At 68.8% G+C, this 18,763-nt stretch carries 21 protein-coding genes; 13 read left to right on the top strand and 8 right to left on the bottom strand.

Annotation, left to right across the window (positions count from 1 at the left end; genetic code table 11):
* The coding region (locus ACESK8_RS15690; protein WP_372969490.1) for an acyl carrier protein at window positions 1–157 on the top strand (157 nt) is incomplete at its 5' end.
* A gap of 90 nt (window positions 158–247) precedes the next feature.
* Window positions 248–1,486, top strand: coding sequence for a beta-ketoacyl synthase (locus tag ACESK8_RS15695; RefSeq protein WP_372969462.1), 1,239 nt, complete (start codon window positions 248–250; stop codon window positions 1,484–1,486).
* Between the two features lie 75 nt (window positions 1,487–1,561).
* On the opposite strand, the gene ACESK8_RS15700 is transcribed toward ACESK8_RS15695, so the two are convergent.
* Window positions 1,562–2,221, bottom strand: a complete 660-nt coding sequence (locus tag ACESK8_RS15700; RefSeq protein ID WP_372969463.1) for a YitT family protein — start codon at window positions 2,219–2,221, stop codon at window positions 1,562–1,564.
* A 95-nt stretch (window positions 2,222–2,316) separates the two neighbouring features.
* Here ACESK8_RS15700 and ACESK8_RS15705 point away from each other — a divergent pair, with 95 nt between their 5' ends.
* The gene (locus ACESK8_RS15705) at window positions 2,317–3,723 is read left to right on the top strand and encodes a PLP-dependent aminotransferase family protein (RefSeq protein WP_372969464.1); all 1,407 of its coding nucleotides are present in this window, start codon (window positions 2,317–2,319) and stop codon (window positions 3,721–3,723) included.
* Between the two features lie 141 nt (window positions 3,724–3,864).
* Here ACESK8_RS15705 and ACESK8_RS15710 read toward each other — a convergent pair whose 3' ends face one another.
* Both ACESK8_RS15710 and ACESK8_RS15715 read right to left on the bottom strand, forming a co-directional pair.
* A complete protein-coding gene (locus ACESK8_RS15710) occupies window positions 3,865–4,368 on the bottom strand; it encodes a DUF3145 domain-containing protein (protein WP_060926081.1) in 504 nt (167 codons plus the stop codon).
* Between the two features lie 187 nt (window positions 4,369–4,555).
* A complete protein-coding gene (locus ACESK8_RS15715) occupies window positions 4,556–5,329 on the bottom strand; it encodes a hypothetical protein (RefSeq protein ID WP_060926082.1) in 774 nt (257 codons plus the stop codon).
* Between the two features lie 176 nt (window positions 5,330–5,505).
* Here ACESK8_RS15715 and ACESK8_RS15720 point away from each other — a divergent pair, with 176 nt between their 5' ends.
* The 3 genes from ACESK8_RS15720 to ACESK8_RS15730 are packed head-to-tail and all read left to right on the top strand — an operon-like array spanning window position 5,506 to window position 9,094.
* On the top strand, window positions 5,506–7,509 hold the full coding sequence (locus ACESK8_RS15720) for a DUF262 domain-containing protein (protein ID WP_372969465.1): 2,004 nt from the start codon (window positions 5,506–5,508) through the stop codon (window positions 7,507–7,509).
* A gap of 1 nt (window position 7,510) precedes the next feature.
* On the top strand, window positions 7,511–8,758 hold the full coding sequence (locus ACESK8_RS15725) for an alpha/beta fold hydrolase (RefSeq protein ID WP_372969466.1): 1,248 nt from the start codon (window positions 7,511–7,513) through the stop codon (window positions 8,756–8,758).
* A 54-nt stretch (window positions 8,759–8,812) separates the two neighbouring features.
* On the top strand, window positions 8,813–9,094 hold the full coding sequence (locus tag ACESK8_RS15730; protein ID WP_372969467.1) for a hypothetical protein: 282 nt from the start codon (window positions 8,813–8,815) through the stop codon (window positions 9,092–9,094).
* A gap of 115 nt (window positions 9,095–9,209) precedes the next feature.
* Here the strand turns inward: ACESK8_RS15730 and ACESK8_RS15735 are convergent, their stop codons facing one another.
* The 3 genes from ACESK8_RS15735 to glgA form a co-directional block, all read right to left on the bottom strand.
* The gene (locus tag ACESK8_RS15735) at window positions 9,210–9,467 is read right to left on the bottom strand and encodes a type B 50S ribosomal protein L31 (RefSeq protein ID WP_060926086.1); all 258 of its coding nucleotides are present in this window, start codon (window positions 9,465–9,467) and stop codon (window positions 9,210–9,212) included.
* Between the two features lie 91 nt (window positions 9,468–9,558).
* The gene (locus ACESK8_RS15740; protein WP_372969468.1) at window positions 9,559–10,344 is read right to left on the bottom strand and encodes an ABC transporter ATP-binding protein; all 786 of its coding nucleotides are present in this window, start codon (window positions 10,342–10,344) and stop codon (window positions 9,559–9,561) included.
* Between the two features lie 17 nt (window positions 10,345–10,361).
* A complete protein-coding gene (glgA, locus tag ACESK8_RS15745; protein WP_372969469.1) occupies window positions 10,362–11,546 on the bottom strand; it encodes a glycogen synthase in 1,185 nt (394 codons plus the stop codon).
* Between the two features lie 69 nt (window positions 11,547–11,615).
* On the opposite strand from glgA, the gene glgC reads away from it, so the two are divergent.
* From glgC to ACESK8_RS15760, 3 genes are all read left to right on the top strand, one after another.
* Window positions 11,616–12,857 (top strand): glucose-1-phosphate adenylyltransferase, encoded by a 1,242-nt coding sequence (gene glgC / locus ACESK8_RS15750; RefSeq protein ID WP_060926089.1) that lies wholly within the window; start codon window positions 11,616–11,618, stop codon window positions 12,855–12,857.
* 79 nt (window positions 12,858–12,936) lie between these two features.
* A complete protein-coding gene (gene serB / locus ACESK8_RS15755; RefSeq protein ID WP_372969470.1) occupies window positions 12,937–13,572 on the top strand; it encodes a phosphoserine phosphatase SerB in 636 nt (211 codons plus the stop codon).
* Between the two features lie 33 nt (window positions 13,573–13,605).
* Entirely contained in the window at window positions 13,606–14,304 is a 699-nt protein-coding gene (locus ACESK8_RS15760; protein WP_372969471.1) for an alpha/beta fold hydrolase, read from the top strand.
* Window positions 14,305–14,334: 30 nt separating this feature from the next.
* On the opposite strand, the gene ACESK8_RS15765 is transcribed toward ACESK8_RS15760, so the two are convergent.
* Window positions 14,335–15,042: a beta-ketoacyl-ACP reductase gene (locus ACESK8_RS15765; protein ID WP_060926092.1), complete on the bottom strand. Its 708-nt coding sequence runs from the start codon at window positions 15,040–15,042 to the stop codon at window positions 14,335–14,337.
* Window positions 15,043–15,177: 135 nt separating this feature from the next.
* Here ACESK8_RS15765 and ACESK8_RS15770 point away from each other — a divergent pair, with 135 nt between their 5' ends.
* From ACESK8_RS15770 to ACESK8_RS15785, 4 genes are read left to right on the top strand one after another with little or no spacing between them, the layout of a single operon-like run.
* Entirely contained in the window at window positions 15,178–15,795 is a 618-nt protein-coding gene (locus tag ACESK8_RS15770; protein WP_372969472.1) for a DUF4190 domain-containing protein, read from the top strand.
* A gap of 52 nt (window positions 15,796–15,847) precedes the next feature.
* Entirely contained in the window at window positions 15,848–16,204 is a 357-nt protein-coding gene (locus tag ACESK8_RS15775) for a DUF3099 domain-containing protein (RefSeq protein WP_372969473.1), read from the top strand.
* A complete protein-coding gene (locus ACESK8_RS15780; RefSeq protein ID WP_372969474.1) occupies window positions 16,201–16,395 on the top strand; it encodes a hypothetical protein in 195 nt (64 codons plus the stop codon). The genes ACESK8_RS15775 and ACESK8_RS15780 overlap by 4 nt, the downstream gene beginning before the upstream one ends.
* Window positions 16,392–17,204, top strand: coding sequence for an SURF1 family protein (locus ACESK8_RS15785; RefSeq protein WP_372969475.1), 813 nt, complete (start codon window positions 16,392–16,394; stop codon window positions 17,202–17,204). The genes ACESK8_RS15780 and ACESK8_RS15785 overlap by 4 nt, the downstream gene beginning before the upstream one ends.
* 56 nt (window positions 17,205–17,260) lie before the next feature.
* Here ACESK8_RS15785 and ACESK8_RS15790 read toward each other — a convergent pair whose 3' ends face one another.
* Window positions 17,261–18,739 (bottom strand): amino acid permease, encoded by a 1,479-nt coding sequence (locus ACESK8_RS15790; RefSeq protein WP_372969476.1) that lies wholly within the window; start codon window positions 18,737–18,739, stop codon window positions 17,261–17,263.
* Window positions 18,740–18,763: the final 24 nt, after the last annotated feature.

The raw sequence follows: 18,763 nt of genomic DNA on the forward strand, positions 1-18,763 counted from the left end.
GTCGTTCACCGACGACCTCGACATCGACTCGATCTCGATGATGACGATCGTCGTCAACGCCGAGGAGAAGTTCGGCGTCACCATCCCCGACGACGAGGTCAAGAACCTCAAGACCGTCGGCGACGCGGTCAACTTCATCGTCGCAGGCCAGGAGTAGTCCACGCAGGATGCCACCCCCGCGCCAGCGGGGCGTGGCATCCTCCGCCCTGCCCGCCCTCTGCTCGACCCGCCTGACAAGGAACCACACATGACCAAGCGCATCGTCGTCACCGGCATCGGCGCCACGTCCGCCATCGGCGGGACCGCCCCCGACAACTGGGCCAACCTGCTCGCAGGCACGTCCGGTACCCGCACTCTCGAGCACGACTGGGTGCAGCAGTACGAGCTTCCCGTCACCTTCGCGGCAGAGGCCATCGTCCGCCCCGAGGAGGTCCTGCCCCGCCACGAGGCGAAGCGGCTCGACCCGTCCTCGCAGTTCGCCCTCATCGCGGCCCGCGAGGCCTGGGCGGACGCCGGATCCCCCGAGGTCGCCCCCGAGCGTCTCGGCGTCGACTTCGCCACCGGCATCGGCGGTCTCTGGACCCTCCTCGATGCCTGGGACACCCTGCGTGAGAAGGGCCCCCGCCGGGTGATGCCACTCACCGTCCCGATGCTGATGCCGAACGCGGCCGCCGGCAACCTGTCGCTCCAGTTCGAGGCCCGCGCCTATGCGCAGACCGTCGTGAGCGCATGCGCGTCCAGCACCGAGTCGATCATCCACGCCTTCCACCACCTCCAGGACGGCCTCGCGGACGTCGTGATCGCCGGTGGCACCGAGTCGGCCATCCACCCGATCACGATGGCCTCGTTCGCGTCTGCACAGGCACTGTCGCGCCGCAACGACGACCCGGCGACCGCCTCCCGCCCCGGCGCGATCGACCGTGACGGCTTCGTCATGGGCGAAGGCGCGGCAGCGCTCATCCTCGAGACCGAGGAGCACGCCAAGGCGCGCGGAGCGAAGATCTACGGCTACGTCCTCGGCGGCGGAGTCACCGCCGACGCGTACCACATCACCGGCAACGACCCCGAGGGCAACGGCGCCGCGCGTGCCGTCACGCAGGCTCTCGACGAGGCCGGCATCACGGCCGACCAGGTCACGCACATCAACGCGCACGCGACGTCGACCCCGGTCGGCGATCCCAACGAGTACGTCGCGCTGAAGAAGGTCTTCGGCGATCGGATCGACGAGATCCCGGTGTCCGCGACCAAGGCGTCGACCGGGCACCTGCTCGGCGGCACCGGCGCGCTCGAGGCGATCTTCTCGCTGCTCGCTCTCCGCGACCGCGTCGCCCCGCCGACGATCAACATGACCGAGCCCGACCCGGCCGTGCCGTTCCGGCTCTCGGGCGAGCCCACCCCTCTGGGGGACGGCCCGCAGATCGCGATCAGCAACTCGTTCGGCTTCGGCGGTCACAACGCCGTCGCGGTCTTCGCCAGCGCCGACTGAGGCACCGAGTACACCCATGAGAGCGGCCCCCGGGAGACCGGGGGCCGCTCTGCTGCGTTGAGGATCGACCGCGGGTCAGGGGGTCCGTGCGAGAACCAGGGAACGCTTCTGTCGCAGACGCGTCGTCCAGGGCAGGAACCAGCCGATCAACGGCCCCACACCGAAGGCGAACAGGACCGTGCCGACGCCGACGGGCCCGCCGAGCAGGAAGCCGATGAGCAGCACGCTGCCCTCGATGAGCGTCCGCACCAGCCATACCGGCCAGCCGGTGACCCGTACGAGTCCCGTCATCAGCCCGTCGCGAGGGCCGGGGCCGAAGTCGGCGGCGATGTAGAGACCGGTCGCGAAGGCCAGCAGGACGAGGCCGGCGACGAACATCGGAGCACCCACCCAGAGCGACGACGGCTCGGGAAGGACGGCGAGGGCGAGGTCGGCGCTCGGCCCCACCAGCAGCGCATTGAGCACGGTGCCCAGCCCGACGCGCTGTCGGAGCGGGATCCACAGCACGAGCACGAGCAGCGAGACCAGCACCGTGACGACCCCGTAGCCGATCCCCGCCTGTCCGGCGATGCCGAGGGCGAGGACATCCCACGGAGCCACTCCGATGCCGCCGCGCACCATCAGCCCGAGGGCGACGCCGTACAGGAAGAGTCCGACGAGCAGCTGCACGACGCGCTCGACGAGATCGCGCGGACTCGTGGCTCGGATCGGGAGGAAGACGGAGGTGAAGCGCATCCCTCCATCGTGGCCCCGCCCGACACCTGCCCCGCGAGACCACTCGGCGGAAAGTGGCCTGCTTTCTTCGGTCCACTTTGCGGCATGCTGGAACCATGGCCTCTCGACTCGTCCAGCAGCTCGGCGCGCACAACACCGCGGGAGCGACCGCCACGGCCCTGGCCGGCCAGATCAGGGCGCTGGTCCTCGACGGCCGTCTGACTGTCGGAGAGCGCCTCCCGAGCGAGAGAGCGCTCGCCCTCGAGCTCCGGCGCTCGCGCTCCACCGTGACGCGTGCCTACGGGCTGCTGGAACAGGACGGCTACGTGTCTCGGCTGCACGGCGGCGGCACTCGCGTCGCGCTGCCCCACACCACCGTCTCCGCAGGCGGAGCAGACGACGACTCCGCCATCGATCTCTCGATCGCCTCGATGGACTCCACCCCCGGTCTGTACGACGCGACGGTGCGCTCCCTCCCGCGTCTCGCGGCGTTGCGCGGCACCAGCGGCTACTCGCTGCGCGGACTGCCCGAGCTGCGCGAGGCCGTCGCGCGGCGCTTCTCCGAGCGAGGTGTCGAGACCGACGCCGACGAGATCATCATCACCTCCGGCGCCCTCAACGCGTTCCATCTCGTGCTGGCCACTGTCGGCAGACGCGGCGAGCGGGCGCTGGTCGAGCAGCCCACGTTCCCGCATGCGCTCGAGGCACTGCATCGGCATGGCTACCGGATGCTCCCCACTCCCGTGGACGTCGACGGCTGGGACGAGCGCCATCTCACCGACACCCTGCTGCGCGAGCGTCCGCACGTCGCGTACCTGATCCCCGACTTCCACAACCCCACAGCGGCGACGCTGTCGGACGCCGCCAGGTCGCGCATCGCCACCTCGGCCCGTCACGCCGGGACGCACCTGATCGTGGACGAGACGACCGCGGAGCTCGACATCGACCGAGGGTGGTCGCCGCGGCCGATGGCAGCCTTCAGCCCGTCGGTGATCACCGTCGGCTCGATGTCGAAGATCGCATGGGGCGGCCTGAGGATCGGCTGGATCCGAGCGGAGAGGTCGCTCATCGCCCGTCTGCTCGCCACGCGTCCGTCGTTCGAGCTCGGGACAGCCCTGCTGGAGCAGTGCATCGCCGCAGAGCTCCTGCAGGAGATGCCGGCACTGACAGCTCATGTCGCCGAACGCCTGCGGGCGGGTCGTGCGGCGGTCGCGACAGGACTCGCGGCGATCGGCACCGGCATCCCCCTCCCGCCGACCAGTGGCGGCCTCTCGACCTGGCTCGACCTCGGAGCACCCGTCTCGACCGCTCTGTCTCTGGCAGCGCGCGACCACGGGCTGATCCTGCCGCCCGGCCCTCGTTTCGCGACGGGCGGCGTGCTCGAGCGACGACTGCGTCTCCCGATCACCCTGACTCCGGAGCGGACGGCCGAGGCGATGGACCGCCTTCGGCTCGCCTGGGACGATGTCATGTCGGGCACGTCGTCGATCCGCGACGACATGCCCCGCTCGGCGGTCATCTGAGCGGACGTGACGAAAACCCCGCCCCCTGAGATCAGGGACGGGGTCCTCGTCGTGTGGAGCGGGTATTCGCCTTCTCAGCGTCCGGGATCACTCACCGGCATCCGATACTCGCGCCTTCCCGCTCCAGGTCTCTGTGCCGGGCTACCCCACCTTGTGGAGCCACACCACCCGTGCGTCGTCGCTCGCGTGCCGGAACGGCTCGAGCTCCTCGTCCCACGCGGAGCCGAGGGCGATGTCGAGCTCGCGCTGCAGCTCGGTCGCGCTGCCGGCGGCGATCTCCATGGCGTAGCGGATCCGGTCCTCGCCGATCACGATGTTGCCGGCCGCATCAGTCTGGGCGTAGTGGATGCCGAGGTCGGGCGTGTGCAGCCAGCGACCGCCGTCGCTGCGCGGCGTCGGGTCCTCGGTCACCTCGAAGCGCAGGTGCTCCCAGCCGCGGATCGCGGTCGCCAGCACGGCTCCCGTGCCGACCGGGCCGTCCCAGTAGAACTCGGCTCGGCGTGCGCCGTCGAGCACGGGCTGGTCGCTCCAGTCGAAGTTCACCGCACGACCGATAGCGCGTCCGACCGCCCATTCGAGGTGCGGGCAGAGCGCGCGAGGGGCAGAGTGGATGAACACCACTCCGCGTGCGTAAGCCGTCGCCATGATCTCTCCGTTTCATCAGGTGCGTCTTCCCCAACGACCTGAACCACGAGAACTGGCGAGAATATGCGGTTATGCGCCCATTCTCGCCCAGACCAGGCGAAATCACAAGCATGTGATTCGACGACGAAGGCCCCGGTCTGCGGGACCGGGGCCTTCGGACCGTCACCGGTCCCGATTCAGACGAGGATCACGCCTCGCTCATGGCCTGCTTGACCTGCTGGCCCTTGGCGGCGTAGTACGCGGCGCGAGCGGCATCGCGACGAGCCTGCTCGGCGTAGCCGGCCTCGAGGACGTCCTGCGGCACCTCGACGTTGGGCACGTCCTGGGTGCCGTGGTACTTCTCGATGTAGGCGTCGAGCTCGGGGCCCGAGGTCCACGAGGTGATGAGGCAGTAGCGCGGCTCGGTGCCCACGTGCGTCGCCGCGTGCCAGAGACGCTGCGTGTCGACGATCAGCTGCGCACCGGCCGGCAGCGCGATGCGGTACTCGATGCTGGGGTCCGTGCGGTTCTCACGGAGGACGAAGAAGCTGTCCTTGTCGTCGCTGAGGTTGAAGAACCCGCGCACGACCCAGCCGGTGCCGTCCGGGTTCAGACGGTTGTTGTCGTCCTGGTGCAGGTTGTACAGGCACTCGCCGTACGGCGTCGGCTGCAGCTCGATGACGCGGCAGCGACCGACGTTGGCACCGGGCTCCTGCGCGCGACGCGTCAGGTTCGGGGCCTTCGCGGTCTGCGAGTCGATCCAGACGCCGTCCTTGTCGGTGCGCGGCGGCTTGTGATTCCAGAAGCCGTTGCACTCGATCTCGCCCTTGGCGCTCGCAAGCGGCGCGAAGCGGGTGTCGCCCGAGGACTTCCAGTCGTTGTACTCGATGTCGAGCCACTCCTTGGGGTCGAGCTCCTGGTCGTAGCTGTCGAGGACGACGAAGCCCTTGTCTTCGAGGGCTTTGGACTTGATGTATCCCATGATCTGAACCAGATCCTTTCATCGGGGGCCAGCACGTTTTAACAGGCCCTGATAAGGCAAGCCTAACAGTGCGACTCTGGAGCGCCGCCGAGGGCCGCCGTGAATAAGCGAATAGACTGATCCGGGCGCCTGGCGACTCCTCGGCGCCGGGCGTTACGGGAGGACGAGACACCAGCATGAGCACTGCGACCAACGTCGAGGCGACAGCTGTCAACACGATCGAGTGGCTCGCACAGGACTCCACGACCATCGTCGTCCCGGTGTATCAGCGCCAGTACCGCTGGCACATCGGCGGGTGCGAGCAGCTGCTGGCGGACGTCAGGGCGGTCGCACGGGAGGATGCCTCCCATCGCCACTTCATCGGCTCGATCCTGTCGGCCGCCGACGACTCGGACGCCGACACCGACCTCGTGCTGATCGACGGCCAGCAGCGGATCACCACCCTGATGCTCCTCGTCGCTGCGCTCCGCCACGCGGTGCAGGACTCCTCCCCCGAGCTGGCCGCCGAACTCGACCGGGTGCTCGTGCGGCCGGACGATGCCACGCGCACCAAGCTGCGTCCGCATGCCGCGTGGGCCGAGCTGTACGAGTCCGTCGTGCTCGAGCGCGGCGATCACGCCGACCGCGAGTCCCGGTTCGATGACAACTACGCCTTCTTCCGCAGCCAGGTGCACGCCGACGAGGCCCCGCTGATCTGGAGCGGACTCCGACGGCTCGAACACGTCTCCATCACCCTCGAGGCCGAGGCGAACGCACAGCAGATCTTCGAGAGCCTCAACTCCACGGGCGAGCCGCTGCGCGATCACGAGCTGATCCACAACTACATCCTGATGGGACTCACGCACGCCGAGCAGCTCGACGTGGAGGCGCGATTCTGGCTTCCGATCGAACGCCACACCGGCGAGACGATCGGCGCGTTCTGGCGCCACTACCTCGTGATGACCACCGGACGCGAGGTCGCCGCCAACGGCGAGCACGGCGTGTACAGCGCGTTCCGGCAGTCCTTCCCCCGCGTCGACGTCGAGCACCTGCAGGCGGATGCCGAGGTCTGGCGGCACTACGCCGAGATCTACGGCGTGCTGCTCGACCCGTCCCTCGAGCAGGATCCGGAGATCGCCCGCCAGCTGCGTCACGTCAACACCTTCGGCCGCGCGGCGTATCCGCTCGTGCTGAGCGTGTACAGCGATCACGCCCGCGGACTCATCGGGCGGGACGAGCTCCTCGAGACGCTCGAGTGGATCCAGGCGATGTACCTGCGCCGCACGCTCGTCAACCTCCCGAACGAACGCCTCGTCGCGCGCCTCTGTCGGGCCAGGGCGAACGGGCGGGATGCGCTGGCTCGCGCCTTCGCGCGGATCACGCCGTCGGACGAGCGCGTGAGCGCCGTCCTGAAGTACAGCGAGCTGCCGCATCCGGCCTATGTCCTGGGCCGCATCGAGGGGGTCGATGATCCGGACGACTTCGACGTCGAGCACATCGTGCCGACGGTGCCGAGCGACAGCTGGTCGGGCGACGGCCTCCGTCCGTGGATCGAGTACTCCGATGACGAGCGCAACGCGCATCGCGCCCTAGCTCCCACGCTCGGCAACCTGACCCTGCTCGAGCAGGGGCTCGCTGAACGTGTGTTCGGGGAGTCCTATGCCGTGAAGCGCGACACCGCGTACGCGCGCAGCTCCGTGCCGGAGACCAGGGCGCTCCGGTCGTCGCCCGTGTGGGGCACCGCCGCCATCTCTGAGCGGACGGTGCGTCTCACCGCCGACCTGCTGCGGATCTGGGCACGGCCCGCACTGCCGGAGATCGACGACGACGGCCTCACCCCGATCCTCGACGCCGTGCGGCGCCGAGGGTGGCCGGCCGGTTGGGAGCGCGAGTTCGAGTACGTCGAGTACCGGGGCGAGCGCTGGGAGGTCTACGACGTACGACATCTCTTCAACCGGGTCTTCCGTCGCGCCTGGACAGACACCCGAGAGGCCGCGGTCGCCTACTGCCGCACGCACGGCGGTCCGATCTACGACGACAGGGCGTGGAAGGGTCAGTGGGACCAGCTCGACGACTCGCACCACCTCTACATGGGGTGGGATTCGAACTACATGATGAACGCGGTACAGGGCGTGCTCCACGAGGCGGGCATCGCCTCGGAGGTCTTCGTCAAGTACTCCTACATCGGGAATGTGATGTGACATGACGACCACCATCCGCCGCCTGCTCGATCTGACCGTCGAGGACCACACCCTGACCGTGCCGCTCGTCTGGGGCGACCCGAGCGACACCCGCACGATCGAGATCTTCGCCAGGGTGATCTCCCGCGAGGGCGGCGAGACGCTGCCGCACCTGGTGTTCCTGCAGGGCGGCCCCGGTCACGAGGCACCCCGCCCCTTCCACTCGTCCTCCTCGCCCGCCTGGCTCGATGAGGCGCTCGCCCACTACCGGGTCGTCATGCTCGACCAGCGCGGAACCGGGCTGTCGTCCCCGGTGGGCGACGCCGACCTCGAGCAGGGCTCCGCTGCGGTCGCGGAGTACCTCACCCACCTCCGCGCCGATGCGATCGTGCGCGACTGCGAGGCCATGCGCGAGCACCTCGGAGCGGAGTTCTGGAGCGTCCTCGGCCAGTCCTTCGGCGGTTTCACGACGCTCGCCTACCTGTCGACGGATGCGAACTCGTTGGCGGACGTCTTCATCACCGGGGGCCTCAGCACGGTCGACCGGCATCCGGACGAGGTGTACGCCCTCTGCTACGACAAGATGCGCACCGCAACCGAGCGCTACTACCGCCGGTTCCCCGAGCACCGCGACGCCATGCGACGTCTGGTCGATCGAGCGGATGCCGGCGACATCGTGCTGCCCGACGGCGAGGTCGTCTCGCGGTCCCGACTGCAGTCGGTGGGCTCCGCACTGGGCACGGACGACGGCTGGCAGACGGTGTGGTCGCTACTCGAGCGCGATCCGGGCTCGAACGCGTTCCGACACGACCTCATGCACGCGATGCCGTACAGCGGGCGCAATCCGCTGTACTTCGCCTTCCACGAGTCGAGCTACGCGAACGGCCACGCCACCCGCTGGTCAGCCGAGCGCACCGAGCCGGACGACTTCCGTGACGACGTCACGCTCTTCACCGGCGAGCACATCCGGCGCGAGTGGACCGAGACGGTGCCCGCGTTCCAGCCCTGGCGAGAGGTGACGCTCGCACTGGCCGAGCACGAGTGGCCCCGCATCTACGACGCGCCCGCGATCGGGGCATCCGGTGCGACCGGCGCTGCGGCGGTCTACGCGAACGACGTCTACGTGCCCCTGGAGTTCTCGCTCGAGACCGCGCGGCTGCTGCCGGGCGTCGAGCTCTGGATCACGAGCGAGCACGAGCACAACGGTCTGCGATCGGGCCCGGTGCTGTCGCGCCTGATCGATCTCGCGCACGGTCGTCGCATCCGCTGAAGATCCTCCCAGAGAGGGATGCCGCGTCAGACCGCCCCGGCATAGCCTGAAGTCATGGCCGACATCCTCGGGACGCTGCTCACGATCGCGATCCTCCTCGTGGTCGCGACCGCGATCGTGGTCGCGATCGTGGCGGTGTACGCCCGCACGCCGCTCGAGAGGAAGTACGAGAGCGCGGGCGGCGGACTCGGCGGATCGTTCGACGCGGTATGGATGCCGTCCGCGCACGAGGCCGGCTCGGAGAGGGACCGCCAGACGCAGCGCACCGCCCCCGCGCCGGCACCGGGCGATCCGTTGGGCAGGATCGACGACGAGCGCATCGTCATCGAGGTCTGACCGCGCTCGCGAGCGAGATCGCGAGCGCATACGACGAAGGCCCCGTGCTCCGGAGAGCACGGGGCCTTCGTAGGCGACGACCGTCGCAGGCGACGGCCTTCGTAGGCGACGAACGTTACTTGGTCGAGCCGCCGAAGCCCTTGAAGCGCTGGTTGAACTTCTCGACGCGACCGGCGGAGTCCATGATGCGCTGCTTGCCCGTGTAGAACGGGTGCGAAGCCGACGAGATCTCGACGTCGATGACGGGGTACTCGACGCCGTCGAGCTCGATCGTCTTGTCGCCAGTGACGGTGGAGCGGGTGAGGAACGTCTCGCCCGAGCCGAGGTCGCGGAACACGACTGCCTTGTAGTCGGGGTGAATGTCAGTCTTCATGGGATTCCTTAGTTGCTGCCCTGGATTGTGCCAGGGACGAGGGAAGTCTGCGGTGCAGAGAGCACCAAGGATCGATTCTATCAGATGGACGTCAGGACGCCGCGCGCGCGGCGTACCGGCCGTCTTCGCTCGTGAGAGCGATCCGCATCCCGAAGGTCTCGCTCAGCGCGTCGGCGGTCAGAGTCTCGGCGACAGGGCCCGCCGCGACGATGCGCCCCTCGCGCATCAGCAGCACGTGCGTGAACCCGACGGGGATCTCCTCGACGTGATGCGTGACCATGAGCATCGCCGGCGTCGACGGGGCAGACGCGTACCCGCTGAGCAGCGCCAGCAGCTCTTCGCGGGAGCCCAGGTCGAGCGAGGCGGTCGGCTCGTCCAGCAGCAGCAGCTCAGGGTCGGTCATCACGGCGCGAGCGATCTGGACGCGCTTCTGCTCGCCGTCGCTCAGCGTGCCGAAGGTGCGATCCGCGAGGTGCTCGAGACGCCAGTCGCCCAGCACGCGGAGCGCGCGGCGCTCGTCGATGTCCTCGTAGCTCTCGTTCCAGCGGCCGAGCACCGAGTACGCGGCGGTGAGCACGGTGTTGAGCACCGTCTCCTCGCGCGGCACGCGCTTCGCCATCGCCGAGGACGCGAAGCCGATCCGCGGACGCAACTCGAACACGTCCGTACGTCCGAGGGTCTCCCCCAGCACCGTCACGGTCCCCGAGGTCGGGTGCATGAGCGTGTCGGCCAGCTGGAGCAGCGTCGTCTTGCCCGCGCCGTTGGGTCCGAGGATCACCCACCGCTGATCGTCGTCGACCTGCCAGGTCACGTGATCGATGATGTTGCGCCCCTCGCGGCGCACGACGACGTCGGTGAATTCCAGAGCGCTCGACATGCCTCCAGCCTATCGGCTCAGGCGGTCAGCTCCGCGTACAGCGCGCGCGTGGTGTCGGCGATCGCGCCCCAGCTGAACTCGTCACGCGCCCGTTCCCGACCGGCCTCGCCGTAGGCGCGGGCACGCTCGGGATCCGACGTCACCTCGGTCAGCACGCTCGCGAGATCCGCGATGTACCGCTCGGGGTCGACCGGGGTGCCGGTGCCGTCCTGCAGCTGCTCGATCGGCACGAGCCGCCCCGTGACGCCGTCGTCGACGACCTCGGGGATGCCGCCGGTCGCCGTGCCCACGACCGCAGCCCCGCAGGCCATGGCCTCGAGGTTCACGATGCCGAGCGGCTCGTACACCGACGGGCACACGAAGGTCGTCGCCGCCGTGAGGATCGCCGAGAGCTCGTCGCGCGGCAGCATCCGATCGATCCACACCACGCCCTCCCTGGTCTGCTGCAGGAGTCGCACGCCCTCCTGCACCTCGGCCATGATCTCCGGGGTGTCCGGCGCGCCGGCGCAGAGGATGAGCTGCACGTCCGGCGGGAGCAGCCGCGCCGCCTGCAGCAGGTACGGAAGCCCCTTCTGGCGGGTGATCCGGCCCACGAAGACGACGGACGGGCGCGACGGGTCCATGCCGACCGACTCGAGGAAGGCGGGGTCCTGCACCGGACGCCAGCGCTCGACGTCGATGCCGTTGTGGATCACGCGCACCCTGGTCGGATCCACCGACGGGTAGCTCCGCAGGATGTCGTTGCGCATACCGGCGCTCACCGCGATCACCGCGGCGGCGTTCTCGTACGCCAGCTTCTCGATGCCGCTCGAGACGGCGTAGCCGCCGCCCAGCTGCTCGGCCTTCCACGGACGCAGCGGCTCGAGGCTGTGCGCGGTGAGGACGTGCGGGATGCCGTGCAGCTGAGACGCCAGGTGGCCGGCGAAGTTCGCGTACCAGGTGTGGCTGTGCACGACATCGGCCCCGGTGATCGCCGCGACGATCTCGAGGTCGGTGCCGAGGGTCTGCAGAGCACCGTTGGCGGAGGCCAGCTCGGCGGGCGTCCGGTACGCGACCGTTCCCGCCTCATCTCTGGGCGCTCCGAAGGCTCTGACCTGCACGTCGATGCTCTGCCGCAGGGCGGCGACGAGCTCGGCGACGTGCACACCGGCACCTCCGTAGATCTCCGGCGGGTATTCCTTCGTGATCATCTCGACGCGCATGTCTAGACGGTAGTGACTCACTTGTCCAGATGCTAGTTCGCCGAGCCGAATCGCATCTATGGTGGGTGCATGTCCGCACCAAAGAAGATCTTCGGCATCATCCTCGCCGGCGGCGAGGGAAAGCGTCTCATGCCCCTCACGGCCGACCGCGCGAAACCTGCAGTGCCCTTCGGCGGACAGTACCGATTGATCGACTTCGCGATCTCGAACCTCATCAACTCCGGCCTTCGTCAGATCGTCGTTCTCACGCAGTACAAGTCCCACAGTCTCGACCGCCACATCTCGCAGACGTGGCGCATGTCCGCGCTGCTCGACTCCTACGTCGCCTCCGTGCCCGCGCAGCAGCGACTCGGCAAGCGCTGGTTCTCCGGCTCCGCCGACGCGATCCTGCAGAGCCTCAACCTCATCAACGACGAGAAGCCAGACATCGTGGTCGTGATCGGTGCGGATCACGTGTACCGGATGGACTTCCGTCAGATGCTCGATGCGCACATCGAGTCCGGCGCGAAGGCGACCGTCGCCGGCATCCGCCAGCCGCTCGCCATGGCGTCGCAGTTCGGCGTGATCGACGCCGACACCGAGACCGGCCGCATCAAGCAGTTCCTCGAGAAGCCGACCGACATCGAGGGGCTCGAGGATTCGCCGCACGAGGTGCTGGCCTCGATGGGCAACTACATCTTCGACGCGGATGCTCTCATCGCCGCCGTCGAGGCTGATGGCGAGTCCCCCACCTCCGGCCACGACATGGGTGGCGACATCGTGCCCTACTTCGTCGATCGCGGCGAGGCCGGGTACTACGACATGAAGCAGAACGACGTGCCGGGCTCCTCTCCTCGCGACCGCTCGTACTGGCGTGACGTGGGTACCATCGACTCCTTCTTCGATGCGCACATGGATCTCATCTCCACGCTGCCCATCTTCAACCTGTACAACATGGAGTGGCCGATCCATTCGCAGGCCGTGAACTCGCCGCCCGCGAAGTTCGTCCGCGACTCGGTCGGACGCATCGGGAACGCCATCGACTCGATCGTCTCGCTCGGATCCGTGCTCTCGGGCACGCACCTCGAACGCAGCGTCGTCGGTCCGTGGACGCTTGCCGGTGGCGGGTCGACGATCACCGACTCCGTGGTGTTCGACGGCGTCCGGGTGGGAGCAGGCTCCCGCGTGCACAGGGCCATCCTCGACAAGAACGTCGTGCTGGCCGATGGCGCGACCGTCGGCGTCGATCGCGAACGAGACCTCGCTCGCGGCTTCACCGTCACCGAGTCCGGGATCACCGTCGTGGGCAAGGGCCTCTTCATCGAGCGCTGACCTCGTCATCGAACGCTGATCGCGACCCGCGGCGACGCCGTGGACGAGTGGCCGGTTCGCGCTCGCTAGGCTCGAAGGCGTGACCTCTGCGCGCTTCCTCGTCGTCCTCGATGCCGATTCCACCCTCATCCGCAACGAGGTGATCGAGCTGATCGCCGACGAGGCGGGTCGAGGTGCCGAGGTGCAGGCGGCGACCGAGGCCGCGATGCGCGGCGAGATCGACTTCGCGGCGAGCCTGCGCTCTCGCGTCGCGGCCCTCGAGGGCGTGCCGGTGTCGAGGTTCGCCCGCGTGCTCGCCCGCATCGAGCCGACCCCCGGCGTGCGTGAGCTGACCACCGCCGTGCACGAACGCGGCGGTGTCGTCGGCGTCGTCTCGGGGGGATTCCACGAGATCCTCGACGATGTCGCTCCAGGGCTCGGCGTCGACCGCTGGCGCGCGAATCGCCTCGAGGTCGTCGACGGCGCGCTCGCCGGACGCGTCGAGGGCGACATCGTGGATGCCGCGGTGAAGGCCCAGTCCCTGCGTCGGTGGGCGGACGAGCTCGGCGTCCCCCGTCACGCGACCATCGCCATCGGCGACGGCGCCAACGACCTGCAGATGATGGCCGCCGCCGGGCTCGGTCTCGCGTTCAACGCGAAGCCGGCCGTGCGCGAGGCCGCGAGTCTCGTGATCGGCCCGCAGGACCTCTCGGAGGTCATCGCGCTGCTCCCGTAGCGGTCTGTCCGAGGCCCGGTCTATCGTCGGCGCATGGACATCATCCTCATCCCGGGCCTCTGGCTCGACGCCTCCAGCTGGACCGAGGTCGCCGCGCATCTCGAGCGCGCCGGTCACACCGTGCATCCTCTGACCATGCCGGGTGTCGGTGCGAGCGCCGCCGACTCGTCCGAGATCGGTATGTCCGACTGGGTCGACGCCGCGGCGGCCGCCGTCGACCGGGTCGGCGCTCCGGTCGTGGTGGTCGGGCACAGCGGCGGCGGCAACGTCGCCTGGGGTGTCACCGACGCGCGCCCGGCGGCCGTCGCACGGACCGTGTTCGTCGACACCGTACCGCCGCCCTCCGGCTCCGGCATCAGCGAGTTCGAGGTGGTCGACGGCGTCGTCCCGTTCCCCGGCTGGGATCACTTCCCCGCTGAAGACGTCGACGATCTCGATGACGCGACGCGCACGCGGACGGCGGGTCTCACCCGGAGCGTTCCCGCCCGTGTGCCGACGGACCCGATCGAACTGCGCTCGGACGCCCGCTTCGGGGTGCCCGTCACGCTGCTGATGGGCGGCATGGATCAGGAGACCCTCGAGTCGGAGCTCGATCAGTGGGGCCCGTACGCCGAGGAGTTCCGGGCCATCGACGACGTCGAGGTCGTGCGGATCGGCTCAGGTCATTGGCCGCAGTTCTCGGTGCCGGATCGCCTGGCGACGCTGATCGACGCGGCGGTCACGCGGAGCTGAGCGCGCGCGGCAGCCGGATCCCGGGCGGGGTCAGTGCCCCATGCCGAGTCCGCCATCCACCGGGATGACGGCACCGGAGATGTAGCCCGCGTCGTCCCCGGCGAGCCAGGTGACCACACCCGCGACCTCGTCGGGCGTCGCGAAGCGGCCGGCGGGGATGTTCGCCTTGTACTGCTTCTGCGTCTCTTCGGGCAGCTCGGCGGTCATGTCGGTCTCGATGAAGCCCGGTGCGACGACGTTGGCCGTGATGCCACGACCACCCAGCTCACGCGTGAGCGAACGGGCGAACCCGACGAGCGCCGCCTTGGACGCCGAGTAGTTCACCTGACCGGCCGACCCGTAGAGGCCGACGACGCTGGAGATCAGGATGACGCGACCGAAGCGAGCGCGCAGCATCCCCTTCGATGCCCGCTTGACCACGCGGAACGTGCCGCCGAGGTTGGTGGCGACGACGCTGTCGAAGTCGTCCTCGCTCATGCGCAGCAGCAGTGTGTCCTTGGTGATGCCGGCGTTGGCGACGACGATCTCGACCGGACCGAGCTGCTGCTCGACCTCGGTGAATGCGGCGTCGAGCGCTGCGGCATCCGTCACGTCGGCGCGCACCGTCAGGGTGCCTTCGGGCCCTTCCCCACTGCGCGCGGTGACGGCCACCCGGAACCCGTCGCGGACGAATCGTTCGGCGATCGCACGGCCGATACCGCGGTTGCCGCCGGTGACGAGCACGACACGAGAACTCATTTCCACTCCTGATCCGGCCGCGGGGGGATGGGCCTGGTCGACATCGATCCTATCGATGATGGGCGTTCGGGTCCGGTCGCACGTTTGACAGCGCACGCACCGACTGCGACGCTGAACGCGACGAAAGGCATCACCGTGAGCGACAGCAGCATCCCGACCTCCCCGGCCGCGCATCAACCGCCGCCCGCTCCGGCAGCGCCCTTCGCGCCTGCTCCTCCGGCACCGCCGCAGCAGGCGGACTCGCTCTCTGCACAGCCGACCCAGGCCTACCCGGGCGCAGCGCCCGCATACCCGTCCGCGCCGCAGCCGCACACCGGCTCGGCTGTGCAGCCGTACGGGAGCGCTGCACCTCAGCCGTACGGTGCGACCTCGCCCGGCTACGCGGCGGGCTACCCGGCCGCGCCGCAGCAGGGCGGCGCCTACCCGACCTCCCCGGCCTACGCCGCTCCGTCGTACGCCGCTCCGCGCCCGACCAGTGGGCTCGCCACCACGTCGCTCATCTGCGGTATCGCGGGCGTCGTGCTGTTCTGGGCGGTGATTCCCCTGATCGCCTCGATCGTCGCGGTGATCACCGGCCACATGGCGCTGCGTCAGACGAAGGCGAACCCTGCGCTCGGCGGTCGGGGGATGGCCATCGCCGGCCTGATCATGGGGTACGTCATGATCGGCCTCCTGGCGATCGGGATCATCATGACCATCGTGAGCTTCGTCTTCGTCGGCGCCTTCACCCTGCCGTTCCTCTTCTCGACCTGACGCTCGCATTCCGCGCGCCGCCTGCCCTCCGGCGGCGTAGGCTGGAGGCATCGTGAAGAGCAAGCACCTGGTCCCTGCTGTCACCTCCCTGCCGCAGAATCCGCAGGCGGAGGCGGACCACCGCGTGCGTCGATACGCGCTCACGATGACCATCCGCATCGTGTGCTTCGGTCTGATGATGTTCATCCAGCCCTACGGCTGGTACACGTGGGTGTTCGCGCTCGCGGCGGCCGTGCTCCCGTACATCGCCGTGGTCTTCGCCAATGCGGGGAGCGACAGCACCGAGACGGTCGCCGAATCACCCGTGCAGCAGCTCGAGGCCCCGGTCCCGACCGTCGCCGAGCGCGTCGACGAGACCCCGGGTCCCGACATCTTCACCATCCGCGAAAGCCGCCAGGACCGCGAGTGAGTGCACTGGAGTGCTCGCGCGCCGGATGCCGGACCGCGGCGACCATGCAGGTGGTGTGGCGCAACCCTCGTATCCATGCCGCCGACCGCGAGAAGGTGTGGCTCGCGTGCGATGAGCACGTCGGGTTCCTCCGCGACTATCTGGCAGCCAGGGACTTCCCCGTGACCGTGAGAGATGGTGTGCCTTCATGAGCGCCCGGATGGGTCGATGGACCGTCTACGTGCTGGTCGCGATCGGCTTCGCGGTCGCCTGCGCCTTCCTGTCGAACTGGCAGTTCGAGCGGAACGAGAACCGCGCCGAGCAGATCGCGCTGGTCGAGAAGAACTACGACGCGGATCCCGTGCCGCTCGCCGAGCTGATCGGAGCGGACGGCGCCCTCGACCCCGGAGACGTGTGGCACCCGGTGGTGCTGAACGGCGAGTACCTGAGCGACGAGCAGCTGCTCGTGCGCAACCGTCCGCACGGTGGCACCAGCGCCTACGAGGTGCTGGTCCCGTTCCGCGACGTCGACGGCCGCGTGTTCCTCGTCGACCGCGGATGGGTGCCGCCCGGCGAGGGCGACTCCCCCGATTCCGTCCCCGCCGCCCCGAGCGGTGAGGTCGAGGTCGTCGTCCGCCTCCGCCCGAGCGAGCAGCTGCCGGCATCCGGCCGCGGAGCGCCCGAGGGCCAGGTGCCGACGATCCATCTCCCCGCGATCGACGAGCTCGTCGATGCGGACGTGATCACGAGCGCCTACGGCCAGGTCGTCAGCGAGGATCCTGCGGGTGAGGGCACGCTCGGCGGCTTCGACTCCCCCACCGACGACCCCGGCCCGCACCTGTCCTACGCGATCCAGTGGATCCTGTTCGCCCTGATGGGCTTCATCTTCATCGGCTACATCATCCGCACCGAGATCGTGAAGCACCGCGAAGAGGTGGAGGGCGTCGTCGCACCGGTCAAACCGTCCCGTCGACGCGACAGGGATGCCGACATCGAGGACGAGCTGCTCGACGCGCGCTGACGCCCGCTGACGCCCGTTCCGGGTGAACACTGCGCCGGAACGGACGTCGCGTCCGGCTACCGTGCGCCAGGCGGAGTGTCGTCCGCCACGATGATCCGGATGGGCGCCGTCTCATCCTGCAGTTCGGCACGATCCTTGCCCGATCGTCCGACCGCGAACTGATACGCCGCGGTCAGCACTGCGAGCCAGATCACTCCCACGACGATCGCCACCCGCGTGTCCTCGAACCAGCACAGCAGCCCCACCACGAACACCAGGAACCCCACGGTGAGCCAGGAGGCCACCGGCCACAGCGGCACCGGGAACTCCGACGGCAGCAGACCTTCCCGGCGGATGGTCCGCTTCATCGAGAGATGGGAGGCCACGATCATCAGCCACACCCAGACGGTCGCGAAGGTGGCGATCGACGCGATGATGACGAAGACGTCCTCCGGGATCACCGCGTTCAGGATCACCCCCACCCCCAGCGCGCACATCATCACCACGACGGTCATCCACGGGACCCCTGATTTGGAGATGCGGGTGAACGCCGCCGGCGCCTGATGCTGTTGCGCGAGACCGTAGATCATGCGTCCGGCGCCGAAGACGTCCGAGTTGATCGCCGACAGTGCCGCCGAGATGACCACGAAGTTCAGCACGTGGGGAGCTGCAGGGATGCCGAGGCCGTCGAAGATGGTGACGAACGGGCTGCCCTCCGCACCGATCGTGTTCCACGGGCGCACCATCATGATCACCGCGAGGGCGCCGACGTAGAACAGCAGCACGCGCGCCGGAACGCTGTTGATGGCCTGCGGGATGACCTTCTTCGGGTTCTGCGCCTCGCCCGCCGTGATGCCGATGATCTCGATCCCGCCGAAGGCGAAGACCACGATCGCGAAGCAGGCCACGAATCCCTCGGCGCCGTGCGGGAAGAACCCGCCGGTGGCCGGGTCGAAGAGAGCCCCGATCCCCGATGCATCGGGCGACTGGTTCTGGAACCCGAAGACGATGATGGCGATGCCGCCGACGATCATGGCGATCACGGCGGAGACCTTCACCAGGGCGAGCCAGAACTCCAGTTCGCCGAACACGCGCACACCGAGCAGGTTGATCGCCGCGATGAAGAAGATCACCGCGAGCACCCAGATCCAGCGCGGCACGTCGGGATACCAGAACCCCATGTACACGCCGAAGGCGGTGACGTCGGCGAGGGCGACGATGATCATCTCGAACGCATAGGTCCAGCCCGTGATGAATCCCCATCGCGCGCCGAGGTATCGGTTGGCGAACTGGCCGAAGGATCCGGAGATGGGGTGACGGACGGTCATCTCCCCCAGCGCCCTCATGACGATGAAGACGGCCGCTCCGGCGATGAGGTAGGCGAGCAGGACGCTCGGACCGGCCTTCTCGATCGCGGCGGCTGACCCGTAGAAGAGCCCCGTGCCGATCGCCGAGCCCAGCGCCATGAATCGGATGTGTCTGGCCGTGAGGCCACGGCTGAGAGACGTCGCGCCTCCCGCCGCCTCGGCAGTGCCGGGTGTATCGGAGTGTGTCATCGTCGCGTCCCCATCGTCGCTTGT

The sequence above is a fragment of the Microbacterium sp. genome (genome assembly GCF_041641055.1).
Lineage (GTDB): Bacteria > Actinomycetota > Actinomycetes > Actinomycetales > Microbacteriaceae > Microbacterium.